The sequence below is a fragment of the Blautia sp. HCP3S3_D9 genome (genome assembly GCF_052063845.1).
Taxonomy (GTDB): domain Bacteria; phylum Bacillota; class Clostridia; order Lachnospirales; family Lachnospiraceae; genus Blautia_A.
The window spans coordinates 15228-32383 of record NZ_JBQHWS010000035.1 but is presented as its reverse complement, the minus strand read 5'-3'; the positions used below and the strand labels follow the sequence as shown (position 1 = coordinate 32383).

Genomic DNA, 17156 nt, shown 5'->3' with positions numbered 1-17156 from the left:
TATTCTTTTACATACAGTACACAATCCTTTCCATACTGTGCACACAACTTCACAATTGCAGATCCTACGATCGCGCCATCAGACTGTGCCGCCATTTTCTTCGCCTGCTCTGGTGTGGAGATTCCGAATCCTACTGCACATGGAATGTCTTTTGCAGCTTTTACCAGTTTCACCATTGCGCCGATATCTGTAGTGATATTTGTTCTGGTTCCTGTAACGCCGAGTGAGGATACGCAGTATACAAACCCTTCTGCTTCTTTTGCGATCTGTGCGATTCTTTCATGAGAAGTCGGTGCGATCAGAGAGATCAGGTCAAGGCCATATTTTTTGCATACAGTGTCAAATTCCTCTTTCTCTTCAAATGGTACATCCGGCAGGATCAGTCCATCCATACCGATCTCTGCTGCTTTCTTAATGAAACGTTCTGTTCCATAAGAAAATACTACGTTTGCGTAAGTCATAAACACCATCGGAATGGAACTGTTCTTTCTTATATTAAGTACCATATCAAATACTTTATCGGTAGTCACTCCACCGGAAAGTGCTCTTACATTTGCTCCCTGGATCACCGGGCCTTCTGCTGTCGGGTCGGAGAATGGGATTCCAAGTTCGATCAGGTCTGCACCTGCCTCTTCCATTGCGTATACAAGCTGTTCTGTTACTTCCAGAGACGGATCTCCGCAGGTAATGAACGGGATAAATGCTTTTCCTTTTTCAAATGCTTCTGTAATTCTCTTATTCATGAATATCCTCCCCTCTGTAACGTGCGATTGCTGCGCAGTCTTTATCTCCACGTCCGGAGATTGTGATGACTACGATCTGGTCTTTGCTCATCTGTGGAACAATCTTCTTTGCGTAAGCTACTGCATGAGCGCTCTCGATTGCAGGGATGATTCCCTCTGTTCTGGAGAGGTATTCAAATGCTTCTACTGCTTCTTCGTCTGTGACTGGTACATATTCAGCACGTCCTGTGTCATAGAGATGTGCATGTTCCGGTCCGATTCCCGGGTAGTCCAGACCTGCGGAAATGGAGTATACCGGTGCGATCTGGCCGTATTCGTCCTGGCAGAAGTAGGATTTCATTCCGTGGAAGATTCCCAGTTTGCCGGTTGCGATGGTTGCTGCTGTCTCTGCTGTGTTTACACCGCGGCCTGCTGCCTCGCATCCGATCAGACGGACGTCTTTGTCATTGATGAAGTTGTAGAATGTTCCGATTGCATTGGAGCCGCCGCCTACACATGCGAGAACTGCATCCGGAAGTCTGCCCTCTTTCTCAAGGATCTGTTCTTTGATTTCTTTGGAAATGACTGCCTGGAAATCACGGACAATTGTCGGGAATGGGTGCGGGCCCATTACGGAGCCGAGTACATAATGAGTATCGGAAATACGATTTGTCCACTCTCTCATTGTCTCAGAAACAGCATCTTTCAGTGTTGCTGTACCGGAGGTAACTGCGTTAACCTTTGCTCCGAGAAGGCGCATTCTGTATACGTTTAATGCCTGACGTTCTGTGTCTTCTTTTCCCATGAAGATTTCACATTCCATACCCATGAGAGCTGCTGCTGTTGCTGTGGCTACACCGTGCTGTCCTGCACCTGTTTCTGCAATGACACGGGTTTTACCCATTTTCTTGGCAAGGAGTACCTGGCCAAGTACGTTGTTGATCTTGTGGGCGCCTGTGTGGTTTAAATCTTCTCTCTTTAAGTATACTTTTGCGCCGCCAAGGTCTTCTGTCATGTGGGATGCAAAGTAGAGACGGGATGGTCTTCCTGCATATTCGTTCAGAAGCTCTGTGAGTTCTGCATTAAATTCCGGATCATCTTTGTAGTGGTTGTAGGCTTCTTCCAGTTCGATGACAGCGTTCATTAATGTTTCCGGTATGTACTGTCCTCCGTGGATGCCGAATCTTCCTTTTGACATCTGTGTATCCTCCTTGTATATCTAATTATGGTAATAATAAAATCCAGTTTCTATTGTTTTTCAAATCTATATAGGATTCTTCTAATTTCTTACTTCCTATTACTTTTTACAATTGAAGCAGAATACTTTCTTAATTTACTCAAAGCAGAACATTTATCTGGCTTTATCTAAGCTTTTTGCATTCTGTTCTATATCTTATTATTTTTATGCACCAGATTCACTGCTTCCAGTATTTTCTGTCTGTCCTTTACACCCTCTGTCTCTACGCTGCTGCTTAAATCTACCGCATAAGGACGGATCATATGAACTGCCTGTTCAAGGTTCTCAGGGCCGAGGCCTCCTGCAAGGAAAAATGGTCTGGTTATCTCCGGGATCAGGGACCAGTTAAAGGTCTTACCGGTTCCGCCGCCTCCCTGATCCAGCAGGATGTAATCTGCAGGGCTTTGCAATGCCTGTTCGATATCCTGAGCTGTTTTTATGGAAAAGGCTTTGATGACCTGGTGTCCGGTGCTTTTCTGGATCCTTCGGATGTAGTCATCATCTTCCTGTCCGTGGAACTGCGCGATCTGGATGGTTCCGTCAAGAAGCAGTTCCTCTACCCTTTCCGGGGAAGCGTTTACAAAAACACCTACCGGGATAATGTCCGGGTGCAGGTTTGCGATAAGAGTTCTTACCTGGTCACCTGTGACATTTCTGGTGCTTTTGGGAAATTCTATGATAAATCCGCAGTAGTCTGGTTTTGCCTCGTTTACATATGTAATGTCTTCCGGGCGTTTCAGACCGCAGATTTTAATTTTTGTTCTTTGCTGTTGTTCTTTATTCATATCAATTCCTCTACAGATGATACTCAAATTGAAAGTTTTCAACCATTCTGAATTTGCTGATAAACTTTTAACTGAATCAGCTTGCAAATGTTCACTTAACTTATAATATAGTTTCAGCAAATCAGAAAGCTACTTATTTCAATTATTCATGAGCAATATGCTGTAGTAAGTATTACCGTTTTAATGTAATGGACTGCCATTCAGACTTTCCAGCGCTGCTTTCTTATCCGGGCTTCGCATAAGTGTTTCACCGATCAATACGGCATCTACCTGATTTTCATAAAGAAGTTTGATATCGTCCGGGGTACGGATTCCGCTTTCAGAGACAAAGACTACATTGTCCGGTGCCATTTTTCTCAGGCGAATACTGTTGTTCATATCTACCTGGAATGTTCTGAGGTCGCGGTTGTTTACTCCGACAATCTCTGCCCCCAGATTTAAGGCTCTGTCTACTTCGTACTCATCATGTGCTTCTACCAGCGCATCCAGCCCCAGCTCTTTTGCAAGCTGTCTGTAGGCTCTCAGTGCACCGTCATCGAGGATTGCGCAGATAAGAAGTACTGCAGATGCTCCCAGGGACTTTGCCTGGTAGATCATATATTCATCTACTGTGAAATCCTTTCTGAGCACCGGAATCTGTACGGTAGCTACGATTTCTTTCAGGTACTGGTCAGATCCCTGGAAATAGAAAGGTTCTGTGAGGCAGGAGATTGCGCTTGCACCTGCCTGTTCATATTCCTGCGCGATCGCCAGATATGGAAAATCCGGTGCGATCAGACCCTTGGACGGGGACGCTTTCTTTACTTCGCAGATATAGGACATGCCATCCTTCTGCAGTGCCTGCAGGAATGTCATTTTCTGTGATGCGGTTTTGTTGATCTCCTGGATTCTGTTCTCCAGTTCGGATATGGAAACCTGTGCTTTTTCTTTTGCGATCCGTTCAGTTGTTCTGGCTGCGATTTCTTCTAATATATTCTTCATAAGCTTTATGATTATTCTTTCATATTCTTTGTTTCGCTGTTACTTTTTATTTATGACCTCTATCATCACATTATTTTTCACTATGTATTCCCAACGTTTCTATCTATAAATACAAGTCAATAATGTAATAAATAATATCAGGAAGTTCACCAGAGTTATTTATTTGTCTCTTCCACAAATTCTTCCAGTTTCTTCAGTGCCGCTCCGCTGTCGATAAGGGATTCCGCAAGTTTCACACCTTCTTCTATGGAAGCTGCTTTTCCTGCGATATAAAGTGCTGCACCTGCATTTAAGCAGACTGCCTGACGCTTCGGTCCTCTTTCTTCGCCTTTTAAAATTGCTTTGGTAATCTCTGCATTCTCTGCAGGAGTGCCGCCTGTGAGAGCGCCTTTCTCGCATTTCTCATAACCAAACTGCTCCGGTGTGATCTCGTAGGATGTGAATTTGCCATCCTTGATCTCGCATACAGATGTCGGTGCACACATGGAAATCTCATCCAGGCTGTCCTGTCCGTAAACAACCATTCCTCTGTTTACACCAAGGTTTGCCATTACCTGTGCAAGTGGCTCTACCAGTGCCTGATCATAAACGCCCATCAGTTCCATGTTTGCGCCTGCCGGGTTGCTTAACGGTCCAAGAATGTTAAATACGGTTCGGATACTCAGTTCTTTTCGGATCGGTGCTACGTATTTCATGGCGATGTGGTAGTTCTGTGCAAATAAGAAGCAGGTGTTGATCTTCTTCAGAATCTCTGCGCTGCGTTCCGGTGTTAATGTGATCTTGACGCCAAGTTCTTCCAGAACATCTGCTGCACCTGATTTGGAGGATGCTGCTCTGTTTCCGTGTTTGGCAACCGGAACACCGCCTGCTGCGATCACCAGGGAAGAAGTGGTGGAAATGTTAAAGGAGTTTGATCCGTCTCCGCCTGTACCTACGATTTCCAGAACATCCATGTCGTGGAGAAGTTTGATACAGTGTGCTCTCATGCCTGCTGCAGAAGCTGTGATCTCGTCAATGGTCTCTCCTTTTAAGGATAAAGCTGTAAGATAGGCGGACATCTGTACAGGTGTTGCCTGACCGCTCATGATCTCGTCCATTACAGTTTCTGCTTCTGTGTATGTTAAGTCCTGTTTCTTTGATAATTTGATAATGGCTTCTTTAATCATTTCTTACTACCTCCATGAAATTCTCTATCATTACTCTGCCGTCCGGTGTCATTACAGATTCAGGATGAAACTGTACTCCGAAGACAGGATATTTCGTATGTTCCACTGCCATGACCTCGCCGTCCTCTGACTCTGCAGTCACTTTCAGTTCCTCCGGCAGAGTATCTTTCAATGCTGCCAGAGAATGATATCTGGCTGCTGCAAAAGTATCCGGCAGTCCTTTGAAAAGCTGGCTTTCACATGTTTTGTACATCAGTTTTTTCTTTCCATGCATCAGTTCTTTTGCATAAGATACAGTTCCGCCAAAGGCTTCGCAGATAGACTGATGTCCCAGACATACACCAAGGATTGGGATCTTTCCTACAAATTCTTTGATGACCGGGATGCAGATGCCTGCGTCTTCCGGACGTCCTGGACCAGGGGATAAAATGATGGCTTCCGGTTTCATCTCTGCGATTTCTTCCAGTGTACACTCATCGTTTCTCACTACCTTGATGTCCGGCTCTACTGCTCCGATGAGCTGATATAAGTTATAGGAAAAGCTGTCATAATTATCGATCAGTAATATCATTCTAATCCCTCCTGTGCCTGTTCAATTGCCTGTACCACGGCTCTTGCCTTGTTGCAGCATTCCTGGAATTCTTTTTCCGGAACACTGTCTGCCACGATTCCGGCTCCGGAGCGGATACAGATTTCTCCATTCTTTTTGTAGACCAGTCGGATGGCAATGCAGGTATCCAGGTTTCCTGCGAAATCCAGATAACCGATGGCGCCACCGTAGATTCCTCGTTTGCTCTGTTCCAGTTCTTCGATGATCTGGCAGGCTCTGAATTTCGGTGCTCCGGAAAGGGTTCCTGCCGGAAGTATGGAGTCTACTGCGTCTACCGCATCTTTATCATCCCGGATGATTCCTGTTACTGTAGAGCCCAGATGCATAACATGGGAAAAACGTTCTACGCAGAGGTATTTCTCTACTTTTACGGTTCCGATCTTGCTGATCTTTCCGATATCATTTCTGCCAAGATCCACCAGCATGTTGTGCTCTGCCAGTTCTTTCTCGTCTTTGAGAAGTCCCTCTTCAAGAGCTTTATCCTCTTCTCTTGTCTTTCCTCTTGGTCTGGTTCCTGCCAAAGGGAAAGTACTCAAAGTGCCGTTCTCCAGTTTCGCAAGTGTTTCAGGTGAAGCACCTGCAAGTTCGATGTCATCGCTGGAGAAGTAGAACATATACGGTGACGGGTTCGTTGCACGGAGAACACGATAAGTATCGAACAGGCTTCCTGTTGCTTTTGCACGCATCGGATTAGAAAGTACTACCTGGAAAATATCGCCCTCTTTGATGTAGTGTTTGGCTTTCTCCACCATGTCTGCGTATTTTTCTTTCGGGAACTTCGGCTGGATCTCGGACTGAAGTTTCAGTGGTTCGAATTCCATGTGCTCCCCGTTTCGGATGAGCTGTGCCATTTCCTCTAATTTCTTTACCGCTGCTTCGTAAGATGCTTCCAGGTCATCTGTCATTACGCCGGTGATCAGGAGGACTTTCTGTTTGAAGTGGTCAAATACAATGACCTGGTCGAAAAGCATTAAGTCCATATCGCGGAAGTCCTGCTGTTCTTTGTCCTCAAGTTTCAGTTTTGGTTCGCTGTATTTGATGTAATCGTAGGAGAAATATCCTACCAATCCGCCGGTGAATGGCGGCATATTTTCCATTACAGGGGTTTTGTATTCCCGGATGATCTCGCGGAGGGTATCGCCAGGATGTTTCACCTGCTTTACAGTTTCTTCGGCATTTCCCTCAGCATCTGTTTTACGGATCTTCAGAGTGCCGTCTGTGCAGGTGATCTCCATGGATGGTTCATATCCCAGGAAAGAATATCTGCCCCATACCTCTGTCTGGCTGGCGCTTTCCAGCAGGTAGCAGTGGCGGCTGGCTTTTCGCAGGATGCGCATTACTTCTACCGGTGTGTATCTGTCTGCGTAGAGTTCTCTGCACAAAGGAATGCGACGGTATTCTTTTGTCTGTGCAAGCTGTTTGATGGTTTCTAATGTTGGATACATGGGAACACCTCCTATGGTTGATTGGTTTCTGTCCGGAGGAATAGAAAACGCCCGTCCACGACAGAATTTATGTTTCTGTCAAGGACGAGCGTATATATTTCACCCGCGGTGCCACCTTGATTTACGGTATGATCCGTACTCTTTGCGAAATACCTTCATATTTCCGGCAACTGACGTATGCCCCACGTCGCAAGATACTAAGCTGGTTCTTATTGCTTTTCACTGCGCCCTCAGCGGCCCATTTGGCAGACTGCATTTCCACCCGGCTCTCACCTACCCGGATTCTCTGTGCGCGCATGACTGCTTTGACTTCCGCTTCATCGGTTTAGTCTGTTAAATTTATAAAAAATTTACCACTGCTAACTTCATTTGTCAACCCCTAAATTTGAAATTGTTATATATTTTTATTATTTTGATAGGAAATATATAGAATTAGTATTTTTCGGCAGAAACAGATAACTTACTTAGTGAAAAAAGAAAGCGTGAAATCCACCATTTATGAATCTCACGCTTTCTGCCTGTTTTATTTATGCCCGGATATCAGATAATTTTATCTTTTATTTCTTCCGTGCTTCTTTTTTCTTAATATCAAGAATTTCTTCAGCAATCTCTACTTCGGATTTCTCATCCGGTGGAAGTACGATATTCAGGACGATTGCAAACAATGCTGCAGGCACGATTCCGGAGCCGCCGAAGATCAGTGTGATTGCCTGTGGAAGATGTGCAAGTACTGCGGAGTTTGCGCCAAGTCCATATCCAAGACCAAGTGCAACAGAAACGATGGTTACATTTCTTGGTGTTACCGGCCACTTGGTGATCAGCTGGATACCACTAACTACGATGGATGAGAACATCATAACCGCTGCACCGCCAAGTACACTCTGCGGCATAATGGAGATCAGCGCTGCAAGTTTCGGGAACAGACCGCATGCGATCAAGAAGATACCACCTGTTGCGATGGAGAAGCGGTTTACGACTTTATTCATGGCAACAAGGCCTACATTCTGGCTGAATGATGTATTTGGAAGTACGCCAAATACTGCTGCCAGTGAAGATCCAAGACCGTCACACATAACACCGCCTGAAAGTTCTTTGTCTGTAGCTTCTCTTCCAAGTCCACCCTCTGTGATACCGGAGATATCACCAACTGTCTCAACAGCTGTTACTACGAACATGATACAGATCGGGACGATAGCTTTTGCGTCAAATACCCATTTGACAGGCATGATCTTTGGTACTGCAAACCAGGATGCGCTTGCTACTTTATCCCAGTTTAATACCCATGACTTGGTTGCTTCTACAGTTGCACCTGCATCGTCTACATAGGTAAATGTGGTCGGCAGAACTGCTGACATGATGCTTACCAGTACATAACCTACGATAATACCGATCAGGATAGATGCAAAGCTTGTGAATCCTTTGGTTCCGTGTTTCAGCGCAACGATCACGATCAGAACCACAAGACCTACGAAAAGGTTCTCAAGTGATCCATAGTCTTTAGAGGAGCTTCCACCTCCAAAAGAGCCAATACCAACTGAGATCAGTGAAAGACCGATTGAAAGTACAACGGTTCCTGTTACAACAGATGGGAAAAATTTTCTCAATGGTTTGAGGAAGCTTCCCAGCACTGTCTCAAAAAGACCGCCGATAAAGGATGCTGCCATGATGGCGCCATAGGCTACTACGCCGTTTCCCATGACTCCGGCAACGCTCTGACATACGCCAATGAAACCGGAACTGGTTCCCATAACGATCGGGAGTTTACCGCCGACCGGTCCGATGGTAAATACCTGAACTAAAGTTACGATACCTGCGATGAGCATGGCATTCTGCAGAAGTGCCACCTGTAATTCTCCGCCAGGTTCGATCCCGCAGGCTGCTGTGATGATCAGAAGAGGCGTAAGGTTTCCCACAAACATGGCCAGTACATGCTGCAGACCAAGTGGGATTGCCAGTTTCAGAGGCGGCCTTCCGTCGAGATCATAAGGTGTTACTGTGTTTTTCTCTTGTTTCTCCATTCCTTTCCCTCTCTTTTGTGGATGTTAAGGCGTTTTCCGGCAAGAGGCTTTTTCATGCTATAAAAAAGATAGCTATCCCCCTGAGAATAACTACCTTGTTATCATCTCACTGCACTATTAATATAACTCTTGCTTTTACCCTTTAGTATTATAAAGGATTTGAGAAATTATGGCAATAGGTACGCAAAAATTTATGTATTAATATCAAAATATCGTTACTGTTCACTCCGTTCTCAGTAACGTAGCCAAAATTCATTCCAGATTGCCTACGGCAATGGAATTTTGGCTTGTATGTCTCGGGATTTTGGCATGAATATGCCAAAACACCTCGCGGAATAGTGATATGTAAACAGCAACAAAATATCAATAGACTTCACATCCAGACTTACTGTTTTCATGCACTACAGTGCCATATTTTTTTCTACCGCCTGCATTCTGTTTTCAAGATTTGCAACATGTTCTATCAGGTAACTGGTTTGTACTGTATTTACATGATTATTATGTGCTGCTTCTACGGCTTCATTAAATTTCTTTACCAGATAACCATGATTTTCCGCTAAGATTGAAATATTCCTATCAGTTACATTTTCAAGATGAAGTTTAACACCGTTTACTTCTTCTTTTAAATCACAAATATCTTTCTGTAACGGTTCAATAACTTTCTGAACGGTAATTTCTACCGTTTGCTTCACCGTAGTTTCCATCATTTCCTTTAACATTTGCATGTCCTTTTTATCCAACATGTTTCTCACCTCCCGACACACTCGTCTTTTCACTTCTTTTCTGCTGATTATAACAAGTCCTGGATGTTAAGTCTATTAATGTTTTGATTTTCCATATATAACCATTATTAATTTTATGTTTCTTCTTAATAGTACATTTCATAATTCTTCTGTATCATAATTATTTGCAGGGAAATATCATGAAGAAGCAGCTTTTTGAATTGGTTTATTTAGAAATGAAAAAAAGCCCATAAACCCATCCTTCAGGTTTATAGACTTATCTTTCGTAGGTAGTAGCGAGAGGGGGATTCGAACCCTCGACACCACGGGTATGAACCGTGTGCTCTAGCCAACTGAGCTATCTCGCCATTTTCTTTTAAGATATGGAACCTATAGGGCTCGAACCTATGACCCTCTGCTTGTAAGGCAGATGCTCTCCCAGCTGAGCTAAGATTCCATATTTACTGTTTTGTTGAGTGGTTTCTGTTTTTTCCTGTCTCAACTTGCTTTGCTATTATATAATGGATTTTGTCGGATGTCAACACCTTTTTTGAAACTTTTTTAATTTTTTTTATTTTTCTAATTGTTTGTACATTTTAAAATAACTCTGGCCTAAAACTTCCCAAAATACAAGCCAAACAGAGTACCTCTATAACTCGAATCACTTGAACATTCGCAAACCCCCATTGCTTATTGCTTTTTGCAATTGAGGCAGGGAATTTACTTGATTCAGTTAAAACAAACGGCTCATAGTTTCGTTAAAACGAAACCCGGAAGCAGAATTGCTCATGACAACAACTTTGTTTCCGGGTTTCTCTTTCAGGAACTGTCTTTTTTATGGAACTGATTTTTATGCGAGGTCAAAACTTTTATAAGTTCTGCCTCAAGCTCCTTTTACTATATAATTTTTATTTTGTAATCTTTACAGAAGCTTTCTGGCCTTTGCCTTTGAGAAGTTTCTGGTATGCACTTAATTTCGCTGCCGGAACTTTGATCACCGCTTTTGCAGAGATTCCCTTGAGTGCAGATGATCCTACCGTTTTCAGTGCATTCGTGCTGATTGTCATGGAAGTCAGTGCTTTGCATCCGTTAAATGCCTGTTTTCCAATTGATGTAACTTTAGACCCAATCTTGACACTCTTCAGTTTGGTGCATCCTGAGAATGCGTTATTACCGATTGCAGTTACCTGGAATGTGTAGCCATTAATCTTCACTGTTGCAGGAACAGTTACACTTGTCAGTGTTTTCTTTGTCGGAGCGTAAACGCTTACTGTTCCGTTTTTATATGCAGATTTGGTCACTTTATATTTCAGACTGCCAACAGTATATACTTTTCCCTTTGCAGGAACTGCAGCAATTTCAAAATTCTGGATTGCTGTGCCAACGTAATTACCTTTACCTGTAATGATTACAGATGCTGTAGAGCCGGCTTTTGTATTATTTGCATAGGAAACTGTGTAGTCTGTTCCCTTTTTCAGTTTCTTTCCATTCAAAATTACAGTTACAGACGGTGTAATTGCCTTGCCAGCATAGACCTGTGTCTTAACTGTAGAAATCTGTGCAGATGCAATACTATTCAGGGATTCTCCTGCGAACTCATAGTAAGCAGGAATCTCAACTGCTTTTACTTTTTCCTCATTTGACCACCAGTCCACGTAGAATGCATAACGTTTATTTCCATCAATTCCGTCACTCAATCCCTCAAACTCATCCATATTCAAATACCGTGGCATCATTACCACACGCATTTCCTCGCCTTTTTCAACAATACCAAACTGGATTCTTATTTTGTAAATAGAATCCTCTTCAGGCAGGCTGCTGTTAATTGTCACCAGATTTGACGACTCTCCCTGATATGCTTTAACATACTCCCACCATCCATTACCTTCCATTTCTTTCCAGTCATAATTATATGTCGGTAAAAAGCAGTCCTGAGCAACAGGAACCCCTGCCGCCTGTGCCGCTTTTGTATCAAAACGAATAACATTCAGACCTCTGGGATATTCTTCCTCCTCGTACTTATATTTGCCGAGATCCAAAGCCCCACCTACATATAATTTTGCTTCCTGTTTCCCATCATTTCCAAGGAAAATGTCCTGATTATATCCATCTGCAAATTCTGCACTGTTAATTTCTCCAAATTTCAGGTATGCCCCTGGCTGTCCATAAACCACAAGATCAGGATGGAATTCTGCTTTATCAAAGTTCAGATATTCAGATACGATCAGTCTGCCGCCTTCTTTTGCAGTTAGTTCCTTACAGTCAAGGCTTTTAACTACTGCATTAACAAGCTGAAGTTTGTCTGCTTTTACATTTGCATTCAGTCTGGCATCCATAAGTTCTGCTTCTCCAGCTCCCGTAAAAGTCATATTATTTGATTTTACAGAAATTCTGAAAAGAGAAAGTTTCTTACCTGCCGGTACATTTACAGATGAAATATTAACCGGAATAAAATCATCTGTATCTGTGCTTTCGTCATGATTGTTAGGACCTTCTACTTTAAGAGCTTTTACCCCATCTGGAACTGTAAGTGTACCACTGATCTTTGCTTTAGCACCAACATGTAAGAAATAATAACCATCTGTATTATTCTTTTTCTGATATGCAGTCATATATCTTTCTGCCAGTGCTGTGCTTGGTACCATTCCTATTCCCTCGCATCCGCCTTCCGGCCATTCACGTTTTCCATACGCTTCAAAAATTTCCTGTGCGGACATTCCTTCGCAGGCCTGGAACATCTCAATTCCAATGTTATTATCTTCATTCGGTCTCCAGGTTTTTCCGTCCATATCCAGCAAATAATCATTGTCCGGTACAGCAACAACAAACCTCTCGATCATTCCCAAAGCATCAACATCTGACATATCAAATTTCGCAGCAACTTTATTCTGTCCGATATCCAGCATTTCCCATTTTTCAAAATCACCCACGTACTGGATACCAATACCATATTGACCAATCCTATGCTCTCCGTTTTCTCCGTCAAATTCACCAGTTCCCCAGTCAAATGCCTTATGGAATACCGGAACTTTCTTTTCACTGTATCCTTCCATTTTAATCCATACGACCAAGTCTTCTTCTGTACGTCCGGTATCATTATAAAGATTGTAAAATTCAGAAGTGCCTCTGATATTTACATTTCTGCAATCTTTTCCAAAATGCAGATTCTCTACTCCTGAAATTCCGCCAAGAGTTGCATCCTCATAAAATACAACTGTATCATTTGATCCGCTTCCTTTAATCTCTCCTGATGTATAAAGCTGACGGAATCCAACGGTTCCCTGGCCTTCTTTAATCTCTATGGATTCTTTTTCATTTCCAACACCCCAGAATATAATGTTTCCATTTGGAGTAATGCTTCTGATCTTAACATCCTCTGAATAACCAACAAATACATTCAGTCCTGCCGGAACTACGATGTCTTCTTCTCCATTCAGATCATGAGGTATAACCAGGCAATATCCTGTATTCTCACCCTCTATGCTGTTTAGCGCATTTGAAAGAGTTGTGTCCTCGACCATTTTCATCTCTACTTCCGGTCGGTCTTCGGACTGTAAGCAATTATGATACTGTTCTTCCGTGATATATGCTACTTCATAATTTCCACTGCCCTGTTTCGCTTCCGCTGCATCGGCTAATACATCTGATTCCCCTGAAGTAAACTCATCCATTTCCGGCACTTCATCAGCTCCAAAATCTGATACATCCTCTCCTGATGTCCAGATATCCTCTGATTCTGTCAGCTCTGCCGCTGTCTCTGTTGCTTCTTCTGCCTGTACATCTGCAATCTCACCAGCAGTATCCTCTGCATCTCCTTCTGTGTTCTGCACATCCGCTGTTTCTTCTCCTGAAGAAAATTCTGCGCCCATAACTGCTGAACACTCTGCTGCAGGTGACACGCACAAAAGTGCCGCCAGTAATAAAGCAATCTGTTTCTTCTTCATACTCTTGAACCTCCTTTGTTTTGGATTAATTTATCTGTTCCTCTTTCTGAGCAACTTTCAGAATCCCTTTGGGGGATATCTTTCTGCATAAATTATTCAAATCTCTTCCGCTCAAGTCTGTCCTATACGCTAGCCTCATATTTTCCTATATATGTTCATATTATACAGTATATTTAGGATATTACGCAATTGTTTTTTGTATTTATTTTTATTTTGTCAAATTATATCGTTCCATTATGTTATATCTTAATAATTTTCAGACTCTTTTTATTATCATTTTCCACATAGATATAAAACAGCTATCCGAATTATAAAGACACTCTTAGTTAATTGACCAAGAAATTACATAATTTAAGTGCCTTAAAGTATTCCATCATTATAATTAGATTTTCATTTTTCTAAATCCCTGTACAGCAAAAAATTCCCTTTCCAAGTTTTACCGGAAAGGGAATTTCTGATTCTGTAATCTGTTTTTTGTTAATTATTCAGCATCTTCTGCTGCTTCAGTTGTCTCTGCTGTTTCCTCTGCATCAGCTGCATTGTCTGTATCTGTGCTGTCTGTTTCTTCTGCATCTGCTTCTTCAGCGTCTGCACTGTCATCAAAAGGAATTACGGCGCCGTCGTATTTCTCGTTGATGAAGTCTTTGATCTCATCAGATTTCAGTACATCTACAAGTGCCTGGATCTTTTCGCTGTCTTCGTTGCCTTCTTTTACTGCGATTACGTTTACGTATGTTTTCGCCGCTTCAGAATCGGATTTCTCATATGCAAGTGCATCTTTTCCTACTGAGAAGCCAGCTTCCAGAGCGTAGTTTCCGTTTAATACTACGTAAGCTGTCTCGCCTGTAACACGTGCTACCTGTGCTGCTTCCAGTTCTACGATTTCTACATTGTGAGGATTCTCTTCGATATCTTTAACTGTTGCATTTAATCCTGCACCATCTTTCAATGTAATGATTCCGTTGTCCTGGAGAAGAAGAAGTGCTCTTGCTTCGTTTGTTGTATCATTTGGTACTGCGATGGAATCTCCGTCTTCCAGATCATCCAGGCTGTCTTTTGTTCCAGGATAGATTCCGAATGGCTCATAGTGAATACCGCCAGCATTTACAAGGTGTGTACCTTTTTCTTCATTAAACTGATCCAGATATGGAATGTGCTGGAAGTAGTTTGCATCGAATTCACCGCTCTCTACGACCTCGTTTGGTCTTACATAGTCATCAAACACTGTAACTTCCAGGTCATATCCTTCTTTCTCAAGAAGTGGTTTTGCTTCTTCAAGGATCTCTGCGTGTGGTGTTGCGGATGCTGCAACTGTGATAGTCTTGTCATCGTCCTTTGCGTAAACGCCTGTGCTTAATGTTCCTGCTACTAATACTCCTGTTAAAACTGCTGCTACTAATTTTTTCATAATACTTGTCCTCCTGCGTTTTATATTTTAACTTTTTTCATAACCATAATTATTTTCTTCTGTCAATCTTATTCGCGATCAGCATTCCCACTGACTGGAAAATCTGCACCAGGATTACCAGCAGGATTACTGTTACGATCATGATATCTGACTGATATCTGTAATATCCATAACGGATGGCAATATCACCAAGTCCGCCTCCTCCGACTGCACCGGACATCGCTGAATAACCAAGAATAGTTCCGATTGCAATGGTGGCGCCCGTGATCAGTGATGTTCTGGCTTCTACCAGAAGCACTTTCACGATAATTCTCATATTGCTTGCGCCCATGGCTCTGGCCGCCTCGATCACACCTGCATCTACTTCTTTAATAGAAGATTCTACCATTCGTGCGATAAAAGGAATCGCTGCCACAACCAGCGGCACTACGGTTGCTGTAGATCCGTAACTCTTTCCGACTACTGCTCTTGTAAATGGAATTAACAAAATCAGCAGGATCAGGAACGGAATACTTCTTACAATATTGGCAACTGCGTCCAATACCTTGTACAGGACTGCATTCGGTTTCAGACCTTCTTTATCGGTCACTGCCAGCAGTACTCCCATTGGAAGTCCGAACAGGTATCCCAGAATCGTGGAAAGAAGTGTCATGTAAAGTGTTTCTCCAACACCCTGTACGATCATCATTATTGTATCGCTATCCCACATATTCTGTCACCTCCCCGATGTTAAGTCCTCTGTCTGTCAGATATTTCTTCATCTGCTCTGTATTAGTGCTGCCTTTCATAAATTCCAGGATCATCTCACCCTTCGCAACACCGCCGACATTCTTGGTGTCCGCTTTCAGAATATTGACCGGTTCCTTAAATGTAAGGATCAGATTCGCAATGACCGGCTCAAAAGCGGAATTCTCGGAAAATACGATTCGTATCTTCTCACCACTCTTAATCTCTGCCTGTGCCTTATCTGTATCTGCATCAATATCTGAACCAGTATCTTTACGGATCAGCTCCTTTGCTACCTCTGACTGAGGATTTGCAAAAATATCTGCAACCAGTCCTTTCTCAACCACTTCACCCTCATACATGATCGCCACATGCGTACAGATCTCACGCACAACTGACATCTGATGAGTAATGATCACAATGGTAATTCCAAACTGCTTATTGATCTCTTTCAGCAATTCCAGAATAGAAGAAGTCGTCTGCGGATCCAGTGCACTTGTCGCCTCATCACAAAGAAGAATCTTTGGATCTGATGCAAGTGCTCTCGCGATTGCAACCCTCTGCTTCTGACCACCGGAAAGCTGTGCAGGATAAGCATTCTGTCTGTCCCCCAGACCAACGATCTCCAGCAGTTCTGCCGCTCTCTTTCTAGCCTCTGCTTTCTTCTTTCCTTTAATATAAAGTGGGAAACAGACATTGTCGATCACCGACTTCTGCATCAGAAGATTGAAATGCTGGAAAATCATTCCAATCTCTTCTCTCTGTTTCCTTAACTCTTTCTCTGAAAAATCTCCAAGAGATTTCCCATCTATCAAAACCCGTCCTTCCGTCGGAACCTCCAGGAAATTCATACATCGTACTAATGTACTCTTTCCGGCTCCTGACATACCGATAATTCCATATATATCACCAGAATCAATAGACAGGTTCACATCCCGCAAAGCCTCAACCACGCCATCTTTCGTGTCAAAAGACTTCCGGACATTCTCAATAACAATCCCTGACATATCTCTTATCTACCTCTTTCTCTTTCCCTGCTCCGTTGAGCATGAACATACTATACCACGCAATCACAGATTACGCCAATTCATAAAACCTAGCGCCAGTTATAGTATAAAACTATATTTTTCATCACTTTACCGCGATAAATTTTATATCTCATCATCTCCCAAATTTCTTTGTGAAGCGGATATAATCATCCGATTCACTATTTACTCATAACTAAATAACAGCTCCGCAGTTTGCTTAAAAACCTTCTTTCTCTATCCAATTAACTGCAAAAAAGGGGCGCTGCCAAAGCAGCCGCCCCTCCACAATACTCTCACTCACGTCATCCCTACCCAGCCTAGCAAATCAGCCAAGTTAGTAAACTCCCCTCCACCACAATCCAAG

Annotated in this window: 14 protein-coding genes and 2 tRNA genes; all 16 read right to left on the bottom strand. The window is 42.9% G+C overall.

Translation table 11 applies throughout. From position 1 onward, the window contains the following. A partial coding sequence (gene trpA / locus ACTNES_RS08955) for a tryptophan synthase subunit alpha (RefSeq protein ID WP_441039139.1) occupies window positions 1–743 on the bottom strand: 743 nt, incomplete at its 3' end. Further along, complete coding sequence (gene trpB, locus ACTNES_RS08950; RefSeq protein ID WP_216458936.1) at window positions 736–1920, bottom strand: tryptophan synthase subunit beta; 1185 nt, start codon at window positions 1918–1920, stop codon at window positions 736–738. The genes trpA and trpB, both read right to left, overlap by 8 nt. Window positions 1921–2108: 188 nt before the next feature. Beyond that, window positions 2109–2744: a phosphoribosylanthranilate isomerase gene (locus ACTNES_RS08945; protein ID WP_291811200.1), complete on the bottom strand. Its 636-nt coding sequence runs from the start codon at window positions 2742–2744 to the stop codon at window positions 2109–2111. Between the two features lie 180 nt (window positions 2745–2924). Continuing rightward, on the bottom strand, window positions 2925–3725 hold the full coding sequence (gene trpC, locus ACTNES_RS08940; protein ID WP_320813017.1) for an indole-3-glycerol phosphate synthase TrpC: 801 nt from the start codon (window positions 3723–3725) through the stop codon (window positions 2925–2927). 155 nt (window positions 3726–3880) lie between these two features. Next, window positions 3881–4891 carry an anthranilate phosphoribosyltransferase gene (trpD, locus tag ACTNES_RS08935; protein WP_291815909.1) on the bottom strand — a complete coding sequence of 337 codons (1011 nt, stop codon included), beginning with the start codon at window positions 4889–4891 and terminating at the stop codon, window positions 3881–3883. After that, window positions 4884–5462 (bottom strand): anthranilate synthase component II, encoded by a 579-nt coding sequence (locus ACTNES_RS08930; RefSeq protein ID WP_216458940.1) that lies wholly within the window; start codon window positions 5460–5462, stop codon window positions 4884–4886. Before ACTNES_RS08930 ends, trpD begins: the two co-directional genes overlap by 8 nt. Then, the gene (trpE, locus tag ACTNES_RS08925) at window positions 5459–6946 is read right to left on the bottom strand and encodes an anthranilate synthase component I (RefSeq protein WP_291811054.1); all 1488 of its coding nucleotides are present in this window, start codon (window positions 6944–6946) and stop codon (window positions 5459–5461) included. Before trpE ends, ACTNES_RS08930 begins: the two co-directional genes overlap by 4 nt. 121 nt (window positions 6947–7067) lie before the next feature. Continuing rightward, window positions 7068–7244: a hypothetical protein gene (locus ACTNES_RS08920; protein WP_441039138.1), complete on the bottom strand. Its 177-nt coding sequence runs from the start codon at window positions 7242–7244 to the stop codon at window positions 7068–7070. Between the two features lie 259 nt (window positions 7245–7503). Then, window positions 7504–8964, bottom strand: a complete 1461-nt coding sequence (locus ACTNES_RS08915; RefSeq protein ID WP_291811053.1) for a uracil-xanthine permease family protein — start codon at window positions 8962–8964, stop codon at window positions 7504–7506. A gap of 401 nt (window positions 8965–9365) precedes the next feature. After that, window positions 9366–9707, bottom strand: a complete 342-nt coding sequence (locus tag ACTNES_RS08910; protein ID WP_291811050.1) for a hypothetical protein — start codon at window positions 9705–9707, stop codon at window positions 9366–9368. Window positions 9708–9980: 273 nt separating this feature from the next. Further along, a tRNA-Met gene (locus ACTNES_RS08905) sits at window positions 9981–10054 on the bottom strand. Between the two features lie 16 nt (window positions 10055–10070). Then, window positions 10071–10143: transfer RNA gene (locus ACTNES_RS08900), tRNA-Val, on the bottom strand. Window positions 10144–10594: 451 nt separating this feature from the next. Then, window positions 10595–13630, bottom strand: coding sequence for a leucine-rich repeat domain-containing protein (locus ACTNES_RS08895; RefSeq protein WP_441039137.1), 3036 nt, complete (start codon window positions 13628–13630; stop codon window positions 10595–10597). Window positions 13631–14111: 481 nt separating this feature from the next. Then, complete coding sequence (locus ACTNES_RS08890; RefSeq protein ID WP_291805834.1) at window positions 14112–15038, bottom strand: MetQ/NlpA family ABC transporter substrate-binding protein; 927 nt, start codon at window positions 15036–15038, stop codon at window positions 14112–14114. A gap of 49 nt (window positions 15039–15087) precedes the next feature. Beyond that, window positions 15088–15747: a methionine ABC transporter permease gene (locus ACTNES_RS08885; RefSeq protein ID WP_291805837.1), complete on the bottom strand. Its 660-nt coding sequence runs from the start codon at window positions 15745–15747 to the stop codon at window positions 15088–15090. Beyond that, on the bottom strand, window positions 15737–16771 hold the full coding sequence (locus ACTNES_RS08880; protein ID WP_291805840.1) for a methionine ABC transporter ATP-binding protein: 1035 nt from the start codon (window positions 16769–16771) through the stop codon (window positions 15737–15739). The genes ACTNES_RS08885 and ACTNES_RS08880 overlap by 11 nt, the downstream gene beginning before the upstream one ends. Window positions 16772–17156 lie beyond the last annotated feature (385 nt).